Below are 19,698 nucleotides of genomic sequence, written 5' to 3'. Positions count from 1 at the left end.
TTCTGGTCAGGAGGTGCCTCATGGCGAAGGAATGGATCGACCCGCGCTACGCGGACATGGTGGCCGCGTGGAAGGCCGGGCAGGAACCGGACTCCCGTGACCCGGACGAGCCCCGGCCGGTACGGGGGTTCCTGATCCCCACCGAGCCCGAGGCGTAACCCGCGCACAACGACAGGAGCCCCGACCATCGCGCGGTCGGGGCTCCATTTTTGATTCAAAGGCAAAAGCCGCATATAGCCAACGAATCATTGGTCAAAAGCGTCTCGCGCTTTCACTAGGTAGCTCTCGTTACGGTTCAGGTTCCGACACGTCGTGGCCCGCGGAGAGCGCCGCGAACTTGCCCGCCCGGATCGCCGCCGTGACCTCCTCCGGCCCCATCGCCGCCAACGCCGCCGCACCCAACTGCGGCACCGGGGCACCCGTCGCCGGATCAGTAGGCACCGAGTACGGGCGGGCAGACGACGCCGGGGCGCTCTTGTACGCCTCCAGCAGACCGGCATCGTTCGCCGCCACGATCTCCTCCGGCGACATGCGGGCCACGTCCTCGGCCGTCAGCTGCTCGCTCATCGCTGCGCCCCCTCGCCCTGGCGGGCCGCCGACACGAGTAGCTCCGCGAACGCCGACGTGTCGGTCTTCTCCCGCGCCTGCTGCTCCCCCACACCCACACGGGCGGCCACCAGGCGCTCAACCGGGCTGGACCCGATCCCGATACGCGGCGCCCCCGACAGACCCCGCACCGCATACACCCGGTTGATCGCCCGGCTCACCAGCTCCTGAGCCTTCCGCTCACCCACCTCGAACTTGCTGTCGCCCACCCGGATGATGAACTGCGGGTTCTCGTTCGCGACCACGTTCGGCATGTCCAGCGCTGCGAACGCCTTCAGATGGGTACGCACCGCGGTCTCACGCTGAACGCACACCTCCGCCAGAGCATCGAGAGCAGCCACCGCCGCCACGAACCTGTCGGCGATCACCTCATCCGACGCCGCCCCCAGATCCGCGCGCGCCGCCTCCTCCGCCTCACCCCGCCGACGGGCCTCCTCCGCCGCCTCGGCCTTGGCAAGCTTCCGCTCCGCCGCCTCCTGCCGCAGCTCCGCCAGACGCTTCAACCCGTACTGCTCCCCCAGCAGTTGCGCCTCCTCGGCCTCCTCACCGTTCCGAACCTTCTCTTCCAGACCGTCGATCAGCCCCTGGAGTTCGGCGATCTCCGCCCGGGTGTCGGCCAGCTCCCGCTGCGCCTCCGCCAATCCGCTCATGCTGCTGTCTCCGTCCGTTCTGGGGCGACGATCGCCGCCTCGGCCACCAACCACACCGGGCCGACCTTCCGGCCCCGGAGACGACCAGCACGGGCCAGACGCCTCACATAGCCCTCGGAGCACCCAAGTTCGCGAGCCGCTTCCGCAGTGCTGATCTCCACACTGACCGGCCGGTCAGCAGAAGTTCCGGGGGCGGAACCCTCCTCGGCCTCGGCCCGCTCCGCCGCCAACGCCAACGCCCAGAACAAGCTGGTCACCGGCAAAGGCACCGTCCCCTGGTCCGCCTTCAGCCTGGCCCCCGCATCCCGCAACAAGACCCGCAACACCGAGCCAGCAAGGGACGCGGGGATCCTCACCGAGCCGTCCGGACGAAGCAGCCGGCGGGCCGCCTCCCCCACGTCAGGCCGCATCATCGGGGCGCCCCTCGTCCATCTGCCGCAGCATCCGCACCGCACCCGGCGAACCCTGCCGGGCCGACTTCCGCAGCAGCTTCCCCAACCGCTGCTCCTCCGCCTCCAACAGCCGCCGGTTACGCACCGACGCGTTCTCCGCCGCATGCGCCTCACTCGTCAACCGGTCCAGCGCCGCCGTCGCCTCCGCCACAATCGGCTTCAGCTTCGCCAACGTCCCCGGATCCGAACGGTGCCCCTCACGGGCCAGGCGGATCATCGCCCGCCGGAACCGCGACCACGCCGCATCCAACTCCGCCCGACCCTCGATCGGCTGACCCTTACGGCCCTGCGGCTGCTCACTCATCGATCTCTCCGTTTCCGTGCATGCCCGCGCGCCTGAAGGCGATCGGGTCATGACCGGTCCCTCGCGCGCGGGCGGGGTGCTGACTGGTCAGGGGGCTTTGGTCTGGGGGTGCGACTGACCTTCCCGGAGGGGGGCTGTCGTTGGCGTCCGTCAGGTTGACGGTCACAACCGTGGTCCTCTGCACCGCAGTTGTGGGCGTATCCCCGCGACTGCCGTTTGCGGGGCCCTCGTGGGGCCTGGCAACCGTGGGCGTATCCCCACGCTTGCTGGGTGCCGAGACTGCTGCCGGTGTCTCGCGCGTGTCCGGGCTGTACTGGGACAGCCGTGCTAGCTTCTGCCGGTGTCTGGCGGCGATGCCGTGTTTGCGTGCTTCGGCGAGTTCGGTACGGCGTTGTTTGTCGTTGGCGATCTTTCGTCGTGCGGCGGCTATGCGCTCCTGCACGATGTCGTTGACGTCCATCTCGTTCCCAAGTCCGGGGCGGGGGCTGGGTGGATGAGAGCCTTACGGGTGGCCGGGCCCGGTTGCTTCGGGCCCGTCCGAGTCGTGCGTCAGGCGGGGTCTTCGTACATCTCTCCGGTGAGGATGTTGTTCGCCATGGACGCGATCATGTCCCGGCGGGTGGATCCTCCGTCTGCGGGAGGACCGGGGTAGTTGGCGGGGAGGTCGCGTTCGACGGCGTCGACGACGTCGGCGACCTTGAAGGTGATGCCGGTGTCGACGGCGAGGCGGGCGACCTGTTCGACGGCCTTCTCGGTACGGCGGATGAGGTCGATGGCTACTGCGTTGTGGTCCATGGGTTGGCCTCTCTCGGTGTTGGGTGCTGGTCGGGTTGACCAGCACTGGGATGCTGGGTGGTGGCCGCCCCCGAGTCCCGCGGGGGCGGCCGTGGTGCGGGTCAGACGGCGATGAACAGCTGGGGCGACTCCTTCAGGCGTCGCCAGGACGTCGTGTAGCCGAGGGCAGGCAGCTGCTCGGCGAGGCTCCCTGAGGTGGCGTCGGGGCCAGCAACGTGGCGCAGGCGATGCCAGAGCTCTTCTCGGCTCCTGTCGGGCCTGCTGTCGTTGAAGGCGAACGTGAACTCGTTGCGAACGGATCCACGAAACTGAACGCCACGGTGCATAAATTGAGCGAAGCCCGGACCGTCTTCTGTTCTGCTGCGGACGACCTGGAGCCGGTCGGGCCTACCGGCCTGATTGCCGCGGTGAGCGTAGGTCAAGCCCTCGGCGATAAGCGCCTCGACGTAGAGACCGGCCTTCAAGTGCCGGTGTGAGGCCACTGAGGGTTCGTACACGGTTGCGCGGCGCAGTTCGCCGTCCTTCTCCCAGACGACGTGGAGGTGCTCCTTGTCGTCAGCGCACTTGTCCGGGTGGTAGTTCACCCTCCCCCACGGTTCGCCTGCGAGCCCGGCATCGAGGGTGTTGATGATGTTCGCGTCTTCCAGCTGTCGGAAGACGGCGAGGGTTACCTGCTTCTTGCCGATGGTGAGGGCCTGCACCTGGATTGATGCGGTGGTGATCGTCGCGTTCTGGGTGGTGAGTTGTCTGCTCATGGGGCCCTTTCGGTGTGGGTGGGGTGTCGATGTTGTCCGGGTGCGGGTGTTCGCGCTACGGGTTCGGACGTTTTCGGTGACGTCTGTCAGGTGGCGTGCCGGTGGCGGGCTTGTACGTACCGGCGGCGGGCGGCGATGAACTCGGCATCGGTGCCGCCCCGGTCGGGGTGCGCGGCGGCCATGGCGGCCTTCAGTGCCTTCAAGTCCGGGGCGGGGGCGGGTTGGTGCCAACGGGGTTGCGGGAGGCTGGTGTCGGGGAGCTCGGGCGGTTCGGCGAACAACATGAACCAGTGGGGGACGCGCACCGACCCGAACGATTCGAGCTCTAGCCGGTTGATGTAGCCGGGCTCCCACTCGGGGCCCGTCGCGAACAGGGTGCGGCGCCGCAGGTAGTAGATCCGGCGGGCGGTCTTCCTGGTGATGGGGAACTTGACGATGCCGCCTTCGATCCAGGTGCGGTCGTCAAGGTCCCAGCGGCCCGGCTGGATGGCGTACAGGTAGCCGATGGGGTTCGGGGGCGGCTTGACCCCTGTTCGTTCGCTACGGGGCGGCTGGGCGGCTCTCTTGGCGGTGTTGAGCCTCTTGAGGCGTTCGTCGGCAATGCCGTGCAGAATCTCGATGTTGGCGTAGCGGCCGGCGGCGAGCTTCACCGCGGCGGCGTTGCCCTGTCGGGCGGCTTCCTCCCGGGTGTCGGCCCACCCGTGGGCTTGGTCGCCCTCGTGTTCGGACGCGGCCCAGAACCAGCGGCGCCCGGACCGGCACCGGCCCCACATGATCAGCGGAGTGTCGTCCATGGTCGGCTCCTTCCTGTTGGTGGGATGCTGGGTGAGTGGCCGGGCCCGATAACCGCGGGCCCGGCCCGTTGTGCGGTCAGGACCAGTCGAGGTGCTGGCCGGGCAGGTCGAAGGCGCGGATGCCGTCCGGCCGCATCCGGCCGGTCAGGTCGCGGTACAGGTCGTGGCTTGCTTCGCTGCGGTGCTCGGCGCAGGTGACGATGCAGAGCGGTAGCCCGTTCTTCTTCGCCAGGTAGAGGCCGGGGTTGTCGTCGTCGGTGGCGGTTCCCTCGATGGCCAGGGTTGCGAGGGTTGCGGGCTTGGTGCAGCCGTCGGGTTCCTGGCAGGTCAGGCCCCTGACCAGCTTCGGGATGCGCTCTACGCGGGTCTGGAGGATGGCGTACCGGTGGTCGCGGATGTCGTCGGCGAGAGCGGTGGGCGGGCCGGGGGTGAGGGTTCGGGCAGTCACGGGGTCTCCTTGATGTGCTGGTTCATGTGGCGGGCGTTGTCGACGTCGACCTGCGTGGGGGCGACGTACAGCACGTGGGGTTCGTCGAGGTCGGTGATGGGGTGGCCGGCGCGAAGGTGGGCGAGGCTGCGGGCGAGGTACCCGACCGAGCTGAACGCTTCGGCTTCGGTGAGGTCGTTGGTGGGCTGCGAGGCGGTCACTGGATCTCCTGCATTGGGATGGCTGCTGGGCTTCTCTGGCCGCATAGCGCCCTCACCTTCCGCATCTTCTGCCTGACCTGCGGTTTTGGCGCCTCACCTTCTCCCCCCGCTTCCCCTCTTCTTCTCCGCACCTTCAGTTCGAGGATTTAGAAGGTGGGGGGAAGATGAGGGGAAGGCGGGGGGAAGGTGGGGGGTATATATCTGCTGGTCAGAGAGAAGATGCGGAAGATGTGGACTGCGTACCTAGGGAGGGGGTTCGTCGGTCGGTGCGTAGTCGGGCAGCTGCCAGAGCCAGGAGGCGTCTTTCACCCCCTTCGGCTTGACGCTTTTGATCTTGAGTTTCTTCTTTGCGTCACGGAGGGCGTTCGGGGTGATGCCCGCCTTAGCAGCAGCGCCCTGGACGTCCTTCGGTAGTGCTTCGCCGGCCCGGTCGCCTTGGGTGAGGTAGTCCTCCAGCCACTCGACGGCTTCGGTGCGTTCCGCCTTGTCCAGGCCGATGGACGCTTCGTCGCGCATGATGTTGCGGACGGACGTGTCCGTCTCTGTCCCGAGCGTGAACTTCGAGACGTAGGACGGGCCTTCGTCGGTCTGGACCGTGACGGGCTGGATGACGTACTCGTGAGAGGGCAGACCGAGACGCCCGAGGTTGTTCTTCTCCAGGGACATGACGAACTTGTCGTCGGTGCCGCCCTCGCCTTCATCGCGCGCGAAGGCGATCAGGCCACGGATGAGCTGACCGAACGCCCCAGACCCGGCGACCCGTGAGAGAGGGTCCGTGCCGCCCGCCTTGGTGAAGTGGGCCAGGCCGAGAATGGTGAAGTGGTGCCGGTCCGCCGCTGCGACCAGTGGTTCTAGGGCGGACCGAACTTCCGATGCCTTGTAGTCGTTGACGCCCTTGTCGATGTATGACAACAGCGGGTCCATCACCAGCAGCGCAACGCTCCGCTCCTCCGCCTCACGGGCCAGCAGAGACGTATCCACGGGCAGAGTGAGACGCGCATAGGCCATCTCCTCGTCCCGCACAGCCACGTGAAAGACAAGGTCGAGGTCGGCTCCGGCTGCGACCAGCCGCGGGGCAATCGTGTACGTCCATGAGTCCTCGGCAGCCGCGTAGATCACCGGTCGGGGCTGCGCCCAGAGCTCGCCGGGCAGGGTGCCCGTGGTGATGCGGGCGGTCAGCCATACCGCGAACTGAGACTTGCCGAGGCCAGGTCCGCCTGCCGCAAGGACGAGCGAGTACATGGGGATTCGTCCGTGCGAGGTCGGCGGTGAGTCCTCGGGCGTCGTGTCCCAGAGCCACCGAACCGGCTTGATCTTGATTTGCGAGGCGGGCCTCAGCAGCAGCGAACGAGTCGGACCCGTCTCGCCGCCCGGGTCCGTTCCGTTCGGTGATCCCGTCGCCGCGGGGCGGAACGGGTGTCCCATGCGGCCGTCGAAGTGCGACCCCTCGACGTTGTCGCAGGGGCGCCCGTTCACCATCTCGGTGCAGTACCGGGTGACCTCATATTGCGTGGTCAAGCCGCCATCTCCTGCGCGTGAGTGAGGTACCGGCCGGGCTGTCCAGGGATGGCTATGGGGGGCCAACCTGGGGTTGCGCGGAGTACGTGGGAGGGCTTCGGTTTCGCCGCCTCATCAAGTTCGGCCTGTGTACGGCCGGTCCAGATGGGCGGCTTGGGGGCGCTTGCTTCCTCAAGCCACTGGGTGACATCGGTGCCGTACTTGCGCCACTTCTCGGCTGCGTCGAGAGCGGCGGCGAGCCGGCGAGGGTCGTCGGGGCCGAGTTGCCGCCACTCCAGGGAGGCGTAGGCGGGGAAGTCGTGGGCGAAGAAGAGGGACTTTGCACTCGCCCATAGGGCGACGACGTCGCCGGGCTCAATCTGCTCGGCCAGCTCCAGCAGCAGTTCACTGGGGCCTGTTTCTTCGTTGTCGGACTGCGGGCCGCACCCCGTAAGGCAGTCCTCCGGGTCACGGTGTCCGCAGTCGAGTGGAGGCAGGCGGTAGGAGGCTTCGCGGCGGCGACGCAGCTGTTCTGCGGTGCTGATTGTCGTACTCACGTGGTCTTCCGTTCGCGAGAGCGAGACGGGGCGGGGAACGTCTCGCGAAGGGGGTGGGGCATGGTGGCCCGGCCCCTGGTGTGTAGGCCGGGCCGGGGCACGTCAGCTGCCGTCCTGGTTGACGCTCCGGTGCTGGAGCAGTTCGAGCTCGGCGAGGGTGTTGGCGAGGGCGGTGGCGCAGACCCCGTCGATCTCGGTGTCGGGACCGATGGGTGCGGCGCCGGCGACGGCGTCGTGGAGGATCGCGAGGTCGTCGTCTTCGAGGTGGGTGTGTCCGCCGGCTGCGTCGTGGTTGAGGCGCGTGGCCCGCTCTTCGTCGTGGAGGCGGAGGATGTAGGCGACGAACAGGCCGTCGAGGGCGTGGGCCTGCTGGACGGGGGTGAGTCGCCGCCACGCTTCGTGGCCGATCCGTGCGACGTCGATGCCGCCAGGGTGGGCCCGGTGAAGCTCGGCGCGTACTTCCTGGACTGCCCCGTGGAAGGCGCTGCCGCTGGCGGTGATGCCGGAGACGATTTCGCCGAAGGCGTCGTCTGCCATGATGGTGATGTCCTTATCTGTTGGAGCCCCGGTCGCTGGCGAGCGATGAGCCGGGGCTTCGGCGTGTGTGGGACTGACGGCCCTTGCCTGCCGGTGTTCGAGCACCGGCGATCTGGTGGGGGCCGTTTCTATGCGGCGCCGTCGGCGGTGTTGACGGTCTGGGCGTTCAGCCATGCCTCGATGACGCTGCGCCGGTACCTGATGCGCCCGGAGCGTCCGGGGCTGGTCTTGATGTAGTCGGGCCCAATGCCCATCCACCGCCAGTTGGCGAGGGTCTGAGCGGTGAAGCCGTACTCGGCGTGGACTCGCTTCGGCTCAAGGAGCTCATCAGCCATCACGTTTTCCCTACTCCAGTCATGCGGATTTGCATTGCCTAATGTTAGAGTTAGGCCATGAGCCAGAGACTAGCACCACCTAGGCAGACACTGAAGCGGGTCAAGCCACATAAACTGGTCCGCATGACTGATGAGCAGAAGAAGCGCGGGCCGGCCGCTACTCAGATCGCCGCCACTGGCGAAGAGGTGAAGAGGAACGTCGCCCGACTGCGCAAGGCGCGGGGCTGGACCACGTATGAGCTGGCTCAACGCATGGGCGCAGCGGGTCGCCCGATCCCCCAATCAGGAATCTCGCGCGTTGAATCCGGCGGGCGCAGGGTGGACGCTGACGATCTTGCCGCCTTTGCGGTGGTCTTCGGCGTGTCGCCAGCGGCTCTTCTTCTGCCCCTCAAGGACTCCCCGCGGGAGCGCATCAACATCACCGGCGCCGGGATTGTGCCGGCTGACGTGGCATGGGCGTGGGCCAGCAACCGGCGCCCGCTCAAAACGCCATCAACCGAGGCCCGCAGCGCCGAGTCGGAGTACGCCCTCGCCTCGCTCCCCCCGAATGCCCGCGAGGCACGCCTGCACCCGGTCGGCCGGGCGATCGAGGCCGCTCGCGACGACGTGACGCGCCTGGCCTCTTACGCCGGCTGGTCCGTCGAGGGTGGTAGCGATCAGGAGTTCGCTGACCTGCTGGACCAGGCCCGCACGTCTCTGGACCGGGCGCGGGTCGAGGTGGACCGCATCGCTGTCGAGCGCAACGAGCTGTCGATGCTCCGTGACGGTGTCGGCTCGAAGACCGGGGAGGGTGGCGGCGATGGCCCGAGTATGGATTGAGGACCGGGAGAACCACGCCGACTACGTGGAGGCGATGGAGAAGTGGCAGGACGCGAAGCGGAACGGCAGTAAGCGCCGCCCGCCGGGCCGGTGGCGGGTCCGCTGGTACGGGCCGGACGGCAAGGGCAAGGCGGCCACGTTCGGGAAGCTCCCGCAGGCCGAGGCCGAGATGCACGCCATCACCGCCCGCCTCGACAAGGGGTCCTACCGGGACCCGAAGTCGGGGAAGGCCGCGACAAAGATCGTGGCCGAGGAGTGGTTCACGTCGAAGCGGAAGATCGGCCGGACCACCAGGCGGGACTACCGGGATCTCCTCGACAACTACGTCATCCCGAAGTGGGGTGACTGGCAGGTCGGGGCGATCCAGTGGGAAGACGTCTCCGCGTGGCTCACCGAGTTGGAGACGAAGCCCGGCAAATCGGGGAAGATCCTCGGGGCCGCCCGGATCATCAAGGCGTACCGGGTGCTGTCGATGGTGATGAAGCACGCCGTGTTCTCGAAGCGGATCAGCTCCAGTCCCTGCCACGACCACGAGCTGCCGCGGCCGGATGACGAGGACGAGCACGTCTACCTCACCTACGACCAGCTGGAGCGCCTAGCCCTCGCGGCGGGTGAGTACCGGCTGATGATCCTGACGCTGGGGTACAGCGGGATCCGGTGGGCCGAGGCGTCCGCCATCAAGACCGGCCGGCTCCAGGTGCCGAAGCGGCGCATCCGGATCGTCCAAAATTACACCGACGTGGGCGGCGTGCTGGAGCTGGGGCCGGTGAAGAACCACGAGAAGCGCAGCGTGCCGATCCCCCGGTCGTTCGCCGATGAGCTGGGCACCCTGGCCCGGGACAAGGCGCAGGGGGACCTGCTGTTCACGGCCCCTGAGGGTGGGCCGCTGCGCTACAACAACTTCCGCAACCGGGTCTTCGATCCGGCGGTGAAGGCGGCCGGGCTGAGCGGCATGGGGATTACCCCGCACAAGCTGCGGCACACCGCGGCGTCACTCGCCATCGCGGCCGGCGCCGACGTGAAAGTGATCCAGCTGATGCTGGGCCACAAGGACGCGTCGATGACGCTGAACATCTACGGGCATCTGTTCCCGGATCGTCTCGATGAGGTCGCGGATGCCCTCGATGCGGGCCGACTCGTCGCACTGGCGATGAAGGATGCGCCGATCGCGACGGCGGCCTAACCGAAGCAGGGTGTACTAAATACGTATGGACCCCCGAGGTGATCTTGCCCGGGGGTCCATCGCATACCGCACCTGATCTGCGGTTTCTTCCTTGAGCCCCCTGTCGGATTCGAACCGACGACCTACGCATTACAAGTGCGTTGCTCTGGCCAGCTGAGCTAAGGAGGCGTGCCGGAGCAGTGTAACCAACCGCGCACCCGCCCCGTTCGCGATTTCCCTGTGCCCCGGACTACTGACAGATCGGAAAACGCCAGGTAGCGTCACGGCAGGTTCGCGTCTGTGGACCAGACCACTCCCTACTCGGATCGTCCGGCACGTTCCTGCCGGTGGAGGAGAAGATTCAGCATGGCCAGTGTCACGTTCGACAAGGCGTCCCGCGTCTACCCCGGCTCCACGAAGCCGGCTGTGGACCAGCTCGAGATCGACATCGCGGACGGTGAGTTCCTCGTCCTCGTCGGTCCTTCCGGTTGTGGCAAGTCGACCTCCCTGCGCATGCTCGCGGGTCTTGAGGACGTCAACGGTGGTGCCATCCGCATCGGTGACCGCGATGTCACGCACCTGCCGCCCAAGGACCGGGACATCGCCATGGTGTTCCAGAACTACGCGCTCTACCCGCACATGTCCGTCGCGGACAACATGGGCTTCGCGCTGAAGATCGCCGGTGTGAACAAGACCGACATCCGGGCGAAGGTCGAAGAGGCCGCCAAGATGCTGGACCTCACCGACTACCTGGACCGGAAGCCGAAGGCGCTCTCCGGTGGTCAGCGTCAGCGTGTGGCGATGGGCCGGGCCATCGTGCGGGAGCCGCAGGTCTTCCTGATGGACGAGCCGCTGTCGAACCTCGACGCCAAGCTCCGTGTCTCCACCCGTACGCAGATCGCCTCGCTCCAGCGCCGTCTCGGCATCACCACCGTCTACGTCACCCACGACCAGGTCGAGGCCCTCACCATGGGCGACCGGGTCGCGGTGCTGAAGGACGGGCTGCTCCAGCAGGTCGACTCGCCGCGCAACATGTACGACCGCCCGGCCAACCTCTTCGTCGCCGGCTTCATCGGCTCCCCCGCGATGAACCTGGTCGAGGTCCCGATCACCGACGGTGGCGTGAAGTTCGGCAACAGCGTCGTCCCGGTCTCCCGCGAGGCGCTCTCCGCCGCCGCGGACCGCGGCGACACGACCGTCACGGTCGGCATCCGCCCCGAGCACTTCGACATCGTGGAGCACGGTGGCGCCGCCGCGAAGACCCTGACCAAGGACGCCTCGGACGAGCCCGCCGGTCTCGCCGTCTCCGTGAACGTCGTCGAGGAGCTCGGCGCCGACGGGTTCGTCTACGGTGCCGCGCAGGTCGCCGGTGAGCACAAGGACCTGGTCGTCCGCGTCGGCGGCCGTGCCGTGCCGGAGAAGGGCACGGAGCTGCACGTCGTCCCGCGCCCGGACGAGCTGCACGTCTTCGCCACGTCGACCGGTGAGCGCCTCACCAACTGACACCATCGCGCAAGCGCTCGGCCCCGTGCCCCCTTCCAGGGGGTGCGGGGCCGTTTGCATGGTCCGGGGCGGGTTTGGGTTTCGGTGGCGGGCGGCGTCAAATACCCCGGCACACAGGGCATTTCCCCCTGGTTCGTCAACCTGGCATTCGAAAGGACGCGTCGAACCATCCCCCGGAGGAGTGACGAAATGTCACCGAGCCACCACCGACCGCTACGCTCGCTGCGTGACCCACACCGCTCGGCGCCTCGGCCGATCCTTCGCCCTCGTCCTGCCCGTCGTCATGGTGCTCTCCGGGACCCTCGCGGTCACCAGTGTTCAGTGGGCTGCGACGGACAACGACTCCACCCTGCTGGCCGCCTCCTCGGAGACCGTGTCCAAGCCCGCCAAGCCCCGCGCGGCGCAGGACATCCTGCGTGACAAGCTGCTCGTCGAGCTCCAGGAGAAGGACCCGGGCACCGCGCTCACGGGCCTCCAGCGAGCCGTCGAGAAGCGCCCCTCGCTGGCGCAGCACTGCATGTCGATCGCCCGGGCGCTCGGCAAGGCCGCGGTCGAGCAGTACGGCCCGGCGCGCGCGCAGCGCTTCTCCCGCCCCGTCTGCGACACCTCGTTCGCCTCGGGGGTCGCTCAGTTCAGCTGAGCCTCCCACCGAGCCCCCGGTTCGGCTGAGCCCCGCCCAGCGCCCGAGCACCCGGATCGGACAGACCGAGTCCCGCCACGCTGTACGTCGCTGCCGTTGCCCACGTCCGTCGGGCAACGGCAGCTGCCGTGCGCGGGCAGCGCATATCGTGCGTGCCATGCATACGTATCCGACGCAGGCCGTGATCCTCGCCGGTGGCCAGGGGTCGCGGCTGCGGCCGTACACCGATGACCGTCCCAAGCCGATGGTCGAGATCCCGGGCACCGGGACCCCGATCATCGGCCATCAGCTCTCCTGGCTGGCCGCCGAGGGCGTGACCGACGCCGTGGTCTCCTGCGGGCATCTCGCGGAGGTGCTCCAGGAGTGGCTGGAGTCCGCCGTGCTGCCGCTGCGGGTCACCACCGTGGTGGAGAAGGAGCCGCTGGGCCGGGGCGGCGGGCTGAAGTACGCGGCGCAGCGGCTGCCCGATCCGGAGCAGCCCTGGTACGCCACCAACGGCGACATCTGGACGCGCTTCTCGTTGCGCGAGATGGCCGCGTTCCACGCGGAGCGCGATGCCACCGCCACGCTGGCGCTCGCCCGGCCCCGGATTCCGTGGGGTGCGGTGGAGACGGACGCGTTCGGCCACATCACGGACTTCATCGAGTCGCCCCCCTCGCCGTATCTGATCAATGCGGGGGTGTACGTGTTCTCCCCCGCGTTCACCGGGATGCTGCCGGACCAGGGCGACCATGAGCGGACGACGTTCCCGCGGCTGGCCCGGGAGCGCCGGCTGGCCGGGTATCCGCTGCCCCACGGGGCGTACTGGCGGGCGATCGACACGGCGAAGGACCTGACCGAGGCGGCGCGCGAGCTGGGCTCTCAGGGCGGCAGCTGAGGCGTACGGCACGCACGGCGGTGGCTGACCCGGGCCGTACGGCACGCAGGACGGCGGCTGACCCGACCCCGTACGGCACGCGACAGCAGCACAGAGGGGCGGCCCCCACCCGAAGCCGGGTGGGGGCCGCCCCTCGTGCGTTCCGTACGGGTCAGCCGAGGAGGCCGCCGATGGGGTTGCGGCCGCCGCCGGAGGAGCCGCCGCCCGAGGTGGAGCCTTCGCCGCCGCCGGTGGCGGGCGGGGCTTCGGGCTCCGAGCCGCCGCCGGTGGAGCCGTCCCCGCCGGTGGGGCCGGAGGAGGTGGGGCCGGCGCTGGTGGCGGCGGGGGGCTGCTGGGGGGTGGTCTGCTGCGGGGGTTCCTGGCCGGCGCCCTGGGTCTCGCTGGGCTGGGCCCCGGCCCCGGTGCTCTGGCCGCCGCCGGAGTCGCGGGGCGCGCCGGGGGTGGCCTGGCCGCCGGTGGCGGGGGCGGTGGCCTCGCCGGAGCGGGTGGGCTCGGGGCGGCGCTCCTGCTCCTCGGGGCTGCGGGAGGCCTGGCGTTCGCCGGTGGACTCCTGGGGGAGCGGCTGGCCGGGGAGCCGGTTGGTGGGGTAGTCGTTGCGGCCGGGGACGGTGACGACATCGGCGGAGCGGACGGCGCCGCCGAGGATGGAGCCGATGAGGAGGGTGAGGCCGATGACGACGGAGGCGACGACCGTTCCGCGGCGCAGGACGCGGCGGCGCAGGTCCCAGAGCTCGGAGCGCGGGCCCAGCGTGCGCCAGGCCTCTCCGGCGAGCCGCCCGTCCACGGAGTAGACGGGGGCGCCCGCGATGATCAGCGGGCTCCAGGCGGCCAGCAGGATGATGTCGGGGGCGTCGTACACGGCGACCGTGCGCCAGCTGACCGTCACCAGGAGGGCGGCGGAGAGCAGGGCGCCCACGGAGGCGGCGACGCGCTGCCAGAGGCCGAGGACGGTGAGGACGCCGACGACGACCTGGAGGAAGGCGACGGTGAGTCCGGCGCCGACCGGGTGCGAGAGGGCGAAGTCGCGGAGCGGCTCGGCGAGCGCCCAGGGGTGCAGCGAGGTCAGCCACTTGACCATGGAGCCGCGTTCGCCGCCGTCGAAGTAGACGGGGTCGCAGAGCTTGCCCATGCCTGCGTAGATGGAGATGAAGCCGAGGAGGACCCGCATGGGGAGCAGGACGACCCCGAGGTTCATCCGGTGGCCGGGGTAGTAGGCGTGCCGGACGGGGTCGTTGCCGTGGCGCCGGGCGCGGGCCTCGGAGCTCTCCTCGTAGCCGTCGTCGTCGGCCGCGGGGGTGTCCGGCCCGTCGTCGGCGGAGTCGTACGCGCCGACGGCCTGGCGCATGGGCGGCAGGAGGGGGCCGGTGCGTCCGGGCTGCTGCGGTGCGGTCAGTACGGGGTTGGGCTGGGTCTCCTCCAGGAGCGGGATGACCTGGGTCGCGCCCGCCGGGTGGCCGTTGGCGGCCCCGGCGGTGAGCGCGGTGTCGAGGTGGCCCGCGGTGGAGTTGCGTACGGCCTGGAGGAGGCCCGTGGCGCCCGGATCGCCCGGAGCCGATCTGCCGCTCCAGACGACCGGTGCCCGCCTGCGGCCGCCGCCCGCACCGCTCATGGCGGGGATGCGCGCCGTGTCCGCGAGACCGCGCAGCCGTGCGCGCTGGCCCGGGGCGAGCTGCACCCGGAAGCTGGCGTGGTTGACGATGACCTGCGCGGGGTCGCTGTCCACCTTGGTCATGCTCAGGGCGGGTTGCTCGTCGAACCGAGGCGTTCTGGTGTCCACACTCATCTAACCGAGTGATGGGTGGTTAGGACACTGCCTTGACGGGGCTTATGTGTCCGAGACCCGTCAAGATCCGGCCAAACTCGGGCATCCTGGAACCCCGTTCGGCGTTCGCGCGTCAACTCGGCGGGCGGGCGAACCCGTTGCCGGAGCCGTCACCGCGCGAACGCCGTACCGGAGAGCGGAGCGCCGGACAGGAGACCGGGTGGTGCGGCTATCCGCGGCGGCGCGCCACCTCGTAGAGCACGATGCCCGCCGCGACACCGGCGTTGAGCGATTCGGCGCCGCCCGGCATGGAGATCCGCACGCGGTAGTCGCAGGTCTCGCCGACGAGGCGGCCCAGGCCCTTGCCCTCGCTGCCGATGACGATGACGACCGGACCGGCCAGCTGCTCCAGGTCCTCGACCGTGTGCTCGCCGTCGGCGGCCAGGCCGACGACCGTGAGGCCCGCCTTCTGGTAGCCCTCCAGGGCGCGGGTCAGGTTGGTGACCCGGGAGACCGGGGTGCGGGCCGCCGTACCGGCCGAGGACTTCCACGCACCGGCGGTCATACCGGCCGCGCGGCGCTCGGGGACGACCACGCCGTGGCCGCCGAACGCGGAGACCGAGCGGACGATCGCGCCGAGGTTGCGGGGGTCCGTGACGCCGTCGAGGGCGACGATCAGCGGGTCCTCGTTGTTGTCGTACGCGGCGGCGGTGAGGTCCTCCGGGTGCGCGTACTCGTACGGCGGGACCTGGAGGACGAGGCCCTGGTGGTTCAGGCCGTTCGTCATCCGGTCCAGCTCGGGGCGCGGGGCCTCCATCAGGTTGATGTTGCCGCGCTCGCCCGCGAGCTTGAGGGCGTCGCGGACGCGCTCGTCGTTGTCGATGTACTGCTGGACGTAGAGGGTGGTGGCGGGCACGCCGTCGCGCAGGGCCTCGTAGACCGGGTTGCGGCCGACGACCATCTCGGAGGTGCCCTTCACACCGCCGCGCCGGGGCGCGGGGCGGCGGGCGGCGGCCTGCTTGGCCTGGGCGTTGGCCACCCGGTTCTTCTTGTGTCCCTTGCGGGCGGAGGCGGGCGGCGTGGGTCCCTTGCCTTCGAGACCACGGCGTCGCTGACCACCGCTGCCGACCTGCATGCCCTTCTTGTTGGACGTGCGGCGGTTCCTGCGCTGGCTGTTCCCGGCCATGACCTACCTGTTTCGTTGCTTTCAGACGTGCGTACGTATGTGGACAAGTGTGCCGCCCGGATCGCCGGGCGGCACAACTGTGCTGTTCGGAGGGGTGCCGCTCAGCGCGGGCCGAGCGTCCACCGGGGACCGCCGGCGCTGTCCTCGATGACCAGTCCGGACTGGTTGAGCTGGTCGCGGATGGCGTCGGCGGCGGTCCAGTCCTTGCGCTCGCGGGCCGACTGCCGCTGGTCGAGGACCAGGCGTACGAGGGTGTCGACGACGCCGTGCAGATCCTCGCCCCGGTCGCCCTCGCCCGCCCAGTGCTCGTCCAGCGGGTCGAGTCCGAGGACGCCGAGCATCGCCCGGACCTCGGCGAGGCGGGCGACGGCGGCTTCCTTGTCGTCGGCGGCGAGCGCGCTGTTGCCCTGGCGGACGGTGGTGTGGACGACCGCGAGGGCCTGCGGCACGCCGAGGTCCTCGTCCATCGCCTCGGCGAAGGCGGGCGGCACCTCGGCGGCGGGGGCGACGACCTCCCCGGCCTTCTCGGTGACGCGCTGGACGAAGCCCTCGATCCGCGCGAACGCGGACTCGGCCTCGCGCAGGGACTCCTCGCTGTACTCGATCATCGACCGGTAGTGCGGGGTGCCCAGGTAGTAGCGCAGGACGATCGGGCGCCAGTGCTTGACCATCTCGCTGACGAGGACGGAGTTGCCCAGCGACTTGGACATCTTCTCGCCGGCCATGGTGACCCAGGCGTTGTGCACCCAGTAGTTGGCGAACTCGTCGCCGTACGCCTTGGCCTGGGCGATCTCGTTCTCGTGGTGCGGGAAGACCAGGTCGAGTCCGCCGCCGTGGATGTCGAAGGCGGAGCCCAGGTACTTGTGGGCCATGGCGGAGCACTCCAGGTGCCAGCCGGGCCGGCCGCGGCCCCAGGGAGTCTCCCAGCTGGGCTCGCCGGGCTTGGCCGCCTTCCACATGGCGAAGTCCCGCTGGTCGCGCTTGCCGGTCTCGCCCTCGCCGGAGGGCTGGCGCAGCTCGTCCAGCTCCTGGTTGGAGAGCTCCAGGTAGCTGGGGAGGGACCGGACGTCGAAGTAGACGTTGCCGTCCGCCTCGTAGGCGTGGCCGCGCTCGATGAGGCCGCGCATCATCTCGATCATCTCGGTGATGTGGCCGGTGGCACGGGGCTCGTAGGTGGGCGGCAGGCAGCCCAGCGCGTCGTAGCCGTCGTTGAACGCGCGCTCGTTCTCGTAGCCGATCGACCACCAGGGGCGGCCCTGCTCGGCGGACTTCCTGATGATCTTGTCGTCGATGTCCGTGACGTTCCGGATGAAGGTCACGTCGTAGCCGCGGTAGGTGAACCAGCGGCGCATGATGTCGAAGTTCAGCCCGGAACGGATGTGCCCGATGTGCGGTGCGGCCTGGACGGTAGCGCCACAGAGGTAGATCGAGACACAGCCCGCGGTGAGCGGGACGAAGTCACGGATCTGCCGGGCGCTGGTGTCGTGCAGGCGAATAGTCACGCCTCAAGGGTAGTAGGCCGACACCAGTGCCCCGCGACCCTTGGGCGATCGCGGGGGCAACTTTCTGATACCGGCCTGGTCGGGGAGGTCCCACCAAGGGGTCCCGGGCGGCCCGAAGGGGCTCCTGAGGAGCTCTCGCGGGGGCTCCTAGGGGCTCCAGGGACTCTTCAGGGGCTCTTCGGAGGTTTTGCAGCGGTCCTCAGATGCGTCCGACGACCTTGCGCGGGGTGATCCGGACCACGACCCGGGGGCCGTCCTGGTCGGAGTTCGGGTTGAACTCCGCGTACGGCTTGCCGGTGTACTTCAGCGACAGCTCGTCGATCAGCTCCTGGCCGCCGTCCGTGGTCAGCTCCGCCCGGCCGCGGATCTCGGCGTACGCGTACGGGTTGTCGGCGGGCTGGACGACGACGGTGACGCGCGGGTCGCGGCGGAGGTTCTTCTCCTTGCGGCGGCCGGCCGTGGTGGAGATCAGGACGTCGTCGCCGTCGCGCTTCACCCACACCGGGGAGACCTGCGGGCTGCCGTCCGGCTGGATGGTGGCGATGTTGACGAAGACCGGGGAGTCGAGAAGGTCCTTGAGCTCGGTGGAGAGTGCGGCGGTCATGACGTACGTCCTCCTGGGGGTCGGTGCGATTCTTCTGGTCCTACCGCTACCGTCCTACCCCCCAACCCCGCGCTCTCTCCGTTACTTCCCGCGTCGCCCCCACTTCTCGCCGTGCCGGGCGGGGCGCGCTGGGCCGTACGGGTGAAGGGGCGGCCCGTACGGCCTGAGGGCGGTGAGGACGGCGTACGTCAGAGGCGTGCGGCACCCTCTTCCACGCCCGCCATGCCGCGTCAGCCTCTTCCAGCCCGCCCTTGCGCGTCAGCGCGCCCGGTAGACCAGTGCCGTCGCGATCCCCGCCAGGCCCTCGCCGCGGCCGGTGAAGCCGAGTCCGTCCGAGGTGGCGGCGGAGAGCGAGACCGGGGCGCCCACGGCCTCGGACAGCACCTTCTGCGCCTCGTCGCGCCGCTTGCCGATCTTGGGGCGTACGCCGACGACCTGGACGGCGACGTTCCCGATCTCGTACCCCTCGGCGCGGACGATCCGGGCGGCCTCGGTGAGCAGGGTGACGCCGGCGGCGCCGGACCACTCGGGGCGGCCGGTGCCGAAGTGCTGGCCGAGGTCGCCGAGGCCGGCGGCGGAGAAGAGGGCGTTGCAGGCGGCGTGCGCGACGACGTCGGCGTCCGAGTGGCCGGCCAGGCCGGGCCCCTCGCCCTCCCACTTCAGGCCCGCGCACCACAGCTCGCGGCCCTCCTCGAAGGCGTGGATGTCGGTACCGATGCCGACGAGCGGGATGACGGGGGCGGCGGGGGCCACGGGGGCCGCGGCCGGGGTCTCAGAAGCCATCGTGGGCCCTCCTGCGGGCGAGTACCGCTTCGGCCAGCACCAGGTCGAGGGGCCGGGTCACCTTGAACGCCTCCTCGTGGCCGGGGACGACGACGACCGGCTTGCCGAGGCGTTCGACCATGCCCGCGTCGTCCGTGGCGCCCTCGCCGTCGAGTGCGACCTCGGCGTGGGCCCGTACGAGCGTGTCGCGGTCGAAGCCCTGCGGGGTCTGCACCGCGCGCAGCCTGGCCCGTACGGGGGTGGAGAGCACGGGCTCCGGCTCCCCGGGCACCACGGCGGGCTCGACCTCCTTGACGGTGTCGGTGAGCGGCAGGGCGGGCACGACGGCGGCCGCCCCGTTCCGTACGGCTTCGACGACCGAGTCCACCGTGTCGACCGGCACCAGGGGGCGGGCCGCGTCATGGACCAGGACGACGGCGATGTCCTCGGGCAGCGCGTCGAGGCCGAGGCCCACCGACTCCTGCCGGGTGTCACCGCCCGGCACGACCAGGTAGTCGGTGCGCTCGGGCAGCGCGTGGTCGTCGAGAAGGCGCTTCACCTCGGGCGCGCCGTCCGGCGGGGCGACGACCACGACGAGGGAGACGGCCCGGGAGGCGGCCATGGCGCGTACCGCGTGGATGAGCATGGGCGTGCCGCCGAGCGCCCGGAGGGCCTTGGGGGCACCGGGTCCGAGCCGTATGCCCCGCCCGGCCGCGGGAATGACCGCGGCGGTACGGAGGGGGCGCGGCCGATCGGGCGGGGGTGGCGTCGAGGTCATCGATTGCACTCCGAAGGTCCGAGGGTTCGGCGGGTTGTCCGGCAGGTGGTTCAGCAGGCCGGTCCGGCAGGTTTGTTTCCACGGGAGACATGGGTAGGGGCCCAGCAAGCCGGGCGTGACGCCCTGACTTGGACCGGGCCCCTTCCGTGACCCCCGGTCCAGCAGGGTCTGCG

Annotated in this window: 25 protein-coding genes and 1 tRNA gene; 6 read left to right on the top strand and 20 right to left on the bottom strand. The window is 69.8% G+C overall.

Annotated features, from left to right (window positions below; all coding sequences use genetic code 11):
- Positions 1–20: 20 nt before the first annotated feature.
- Positions 21–158, top strand: a complete 138-nt coding sequence (locus tag GTY67_RS34610; RefSeq protein WP_202461492.1) for a hypothetical protein — start codon at positions 21–23, stop codon at positions 156–158.
- Positions 159–288: 130 nt separating this feature from the next.
- Here the strand turns inward: GTY67_RS34610 and GTY67_RS18875 are convergent, their stop codons facing one another.
- The 13 genes from GTY67_RS18875 to GTY67_RS18815 form a co-directional block, all read right to left on the bottom strand.
- Positions 289–567: a hypothetical protein gene (locus tag GTY67_RS18875; RefSeq protein WP_161279421.1), complete on the bottom strand. Its 279-nt coding sequence runs from the start codon at positions 565–567 to the stop codon at positions 289–291.
- Positions 564–1,256: a hypothetical protein gene (locus GTY67_RS18870; protein WP_161279420.1), complete on the bottom strand. Its 693-nt coding sequence runs from the start codon at positions 1,254–1,256 to the stop codon at positions 564–566. The genes GTY67_RS18875 and GTY67_RS18870 overlap by 4 nt, the downstream gene beginning before the upstream one ends.
- Entirely contained in the window at positions 1,253–1,666 is a 414-nt protein-coding gene (locus GTY67_RS18865; RefSeq protein ID WP_161280167.1) for a helix-turn-helix domain-containing protein, read from the bottom strand. Before GTY67_RS18865 ends, GTY67_RS18870 begins: the two co-directional genes overlap by 4 nt.
- Positions 1,656–2,012 (bottom strand): hypothetical protein, encoded by a 357-nt coding sequence (locus GTY67_RS18860; protein ID WP_161279419.1) that lies wholly within the window; start codon positions 2,010–2,012, stop codon positions 1,656–1,658. Before GTY67_RS18860 ends, GTY67_RS18865 begins: the two co-directional genes overlap by 11 nt.
- Before the next feature lie 549 nt (positions 2,013–2,561).
- Complete coding sequence (locus tag GTY67_RS18855) at positions 2,562–2,807, bottom strand: hypothetical protein (RefSeq protein ID WP_161279418.1); 246 nt, start codon at positions 2,805–2,807, stop codon at positions 2,562–2,564.
- Positions 2,808–2,908: 101 nt separating this feature from the next.
- On the bottom strand, positions 2,909–3,562 hold the full coding sequence (locus GTY67_RS18850; RefSeq protein WP_161279417.1) for a hypothetical protein: 654 nt from the start codon (positions 3,560–3,562) through the stop codon (positions 2,909–2,911).
- Positions 3,563–3,648: 86 nt separating this feature from the next.
- Positions 3,649–4,356, bottom strand: a complete 708-nt coding sequence (locus tag GTY67_RS18845) for a hypothetical protein (RefSeq protein ID WP_161279416.1) — start codon at positions 4,354–4,356, stop codon at positions 3,649–3,651.
- A 76-nt stretch (positions 4,357–4,432) separates the two neighbouring features.
- The gene (locus GTY67_RS18840) at positions 4,433–4,804 is read right to left on the bottom strand and encodes a hypothetical protein (protein WP_161279415.1); all 372 of its coding nucleotides are present in this window, start codon (positions 4,802–4,804) and stop codon (positions 4,433–4,435) included.
- Positions 4,801–5,004, bottom strand: a complete 204-nt coding sequence (locus GTY67_RS18835) for a hypothetical protein (protein ID WP_161279414.1) — start codon at positions 5,002–5,004, stop codon at positions 4,801–4,803. The genes GTY67_RS18840 and GTY67_RS18835 overlap by 4 nt, the downstream gene beginning before the upstream one ends.
- A gap of 243 nt (positions 5,005–5,247) precedes the next feature.
- Positions 5,248–6,522, bottom strand: coding sequence for an AAA family ATPase (locus tag GTY67_RS18830; RefSeq protein WP_161279413.1), 1,275 nt, complete (start codon positions 6,520–6,522; stop codon positions 5,248–5,250).
- Positions 6,519–7,058: a hypothetical protein gene (locus GTY67_RS35045; RefSeq protein ID WP_237502653.1), complete on the bottom strand. Its 540-nt coding sequence runs from the start codon at positions 7,056–7,058 to the stop codon at positions 6,519–6,521. The genes GTY67_RS18830 and GTY67_RS35045 overlap by 4 nt, the downstream gene beginning before the upstream one ends.
- Before the next feature lie 102 nt (positions 7,059–7,160).
- Complete coding sequence (locus GTY67_RS18820) at positions 7,161–7,595, bottom strand: hypothetical protein (RefSeq protein WP_161279412.1); 435 nt, start codon at positions 7,593–7,595, stop codon at positions 7,161–7,163.
- 128 nt (positions 7,596–7,723) lie between these two features.
- Positions 7,724–7,930, bottom strand: a complete 207-nt coding sequence (locus GTY67_RS18815) for a DNA-binding protein (RefSeq protein ID WP_161279411.1) — start codon at positions 7,928–7,930, stop codon at positions 7,724–7,726.
- Positions 7,931–8,053: 123 nt separating this feature from the next.
- Between GTY67_RS18815 and GTY67_RS18810 the strand changes: the two genes are divergently transcribed.
- Positions 8,054–8,749: a helix-turn-helix transcriptional regulator gene (locus tag GTY67_RS18810; RefSeq protein WP_161279410.1), complete on the top strand. Its 696-nt coding sequence runs from the start codon at positions 8,054–8,056 to the stop codon at positions 8,747–8,749.
- Positions 8,730–9,932 carry a site-specific integrase gene (locus tag GTY67_RS18805; protein WP_161279409.1) on the top strand — a complete coding sequence of 401 codons (1,203 nt, stop codon included), beginning with the start codon at positions 8,730–8,732 and terminating at the stop codon, positions 9,930–9,932. The genes GTY67_RS18810 and GTY67_RS18805 overlap by 20 nt, the downstream gene beginning before the upstream one ends.
- A 94-nt stretch (positions 9,933–10,026) precedes the next feature.
- Here the strand turns inward: GTY67_RS18805 and GTY67_RS18800 are convergent.
- A tRNA-Thr gene (locus GTY67_RS18800) sits at positions 10,027–10,100 on the bottom strand.
- 177 nt (positions 10,101–10,277) lie between these two features.
- Between GTY67_RS18800 and ugpC the strand changes: the two genes are divergently transcribed.
- From ugpC to GTY67_RS18785, 3 genes are all read left to right on the top strand, one after another.
- Positions 10,278–11,414 (top strand): sn-glycerol-3-phosphate ABC transporter ATP-binding protein UgpC, encoded by a 1,137-nt coding sequence (gene ugpC / locus GTY67_RS18795; RefSeq protein WP_093692706.1) that lies wholly within the window; start codon positions 10,278–10,280, stop codon positions 11,412–11,414.
- Positions 11,415–11,640: 226 nt separating this feature from the next.
- The gene (locus GTY67_RS18790; protein WP_093692707.1) at positions 11,641–12,054 is read left to right on the top strand and encodes a hypothetical protein; all 414 of its coding nucleotides are present in this window, start codon (positions 11,641–11,643) and stop codon (positions 12,052–12,054) included.
- A 157-nt stretch (positions 12,055–12,211) separates the two neighbouring features.
- Entirely contained in the window at positions 12,212–12,931 is a 720-nt protein-coding gene (locus GTY67_RS18785; RefSeq protein WP_093692708.1) for a nucleotidyltransferase family protein, read from the top strand.
- 151 nt (positions 12,932–13,082) lie between these two features.
- Here the strand turns inward: GTY67_RS18785 and GTY67_RS18780 are convergent, their stop codons facing one another.
- The 6 genes from GTY67_RS18780 to ispD form a co-directional block, all read right to left on the bottom strand.
- Positions 13,083–14,714 carry a DoxX family membrane protein gene (locus tag GTY67_RS18780; protein WP_237502652.1) on the bottom strand — a complete coding sequence of 544 codons (1,632 nt, stop codon included), beginning with the start codon at positions 14,712–14,714 and terminating at the stop codon, positions 13,083–13,085.
- A 208-nt stretch (positions 14,715–14,922) separates the two neighbouring features.
- Positions 14,923–15,879: a 23S rRNA (guanosine(2251)-2'-O)-methyltransferase RlmB gene (rlmB, locus tag GTY67_RS18775; RefSeq protein ID WP_093692710.1), complete on the bottom strand. Its 957-nt coding sequence runs from the start codon at positions 15,877–15,879 to the stop codon at positions 14,923–14,925.
- 101 nt (positions 15,880–15,980) lie between these two features.
- Positions 15,981–17,381, bottom strand: coding sequence for a cysteine--tRNA ligase (cysS, locus tag GTY67_RS18770; RefSeq protein WP_093692711.1), 1,401 nt, complete (start codon positions 17,379–17,381; stop codon positions 15,981–15,983).
- 199 nt (positions 17,382–17,580) lie between these two features.
- Positions 17,581–17,985, bottom strand: coding sequence for a PPOX class F420-dependent oxidoreductase (locus GTY67_RS18765; RefSeq protein WP_093692712.1), 405 nt, complete (start codon positions 17,983–17,985; stop codon positions 17,581–17,583).
- A gap of 258 nt (positions 17,986–18,243) precedes the next feature.
- Entirely contained in the window at positions 18,244–18,768 is a 525-nt protein-coding gene (gene ispF / locus GTY67_RS18760; RefSeq protein ID WP_093692713.1) for a 2-C-methyl-D-erythritol 2,4-cyclodiphosphate synthase, read from the bottom strand.
- A complete protein-coding gene (ispD, locus tag GTY67_RS18755; RefSeq protein ID WP_093692714.1) occupies positions 18,758–19,525 on the bottom strand; it encodes a 2-C-methyl-D-erythritol 4-phosphate cytidylyltransferase in 768 nt (255 codons plus the stop codon). The genes ispF and ispD overlap by 11 nt, the downstream gene beginning before the upstream one ends.
- Positions 19,526–19,698 lie beyond the last annotated feature (173 nt).

This window comes from Streptomyces sp. SID8374 (assembly GCF_009865135.1).
GTDB lineage: Bacteria > Actinomycetota > Actinomycetes > Streptomycetales > Streptomycetaceae > Streptomyces.
Note: the sequence above shows the minus strand (reverse complement) of the source record. Positions and strands in the feature narration are given on the sequence as shown.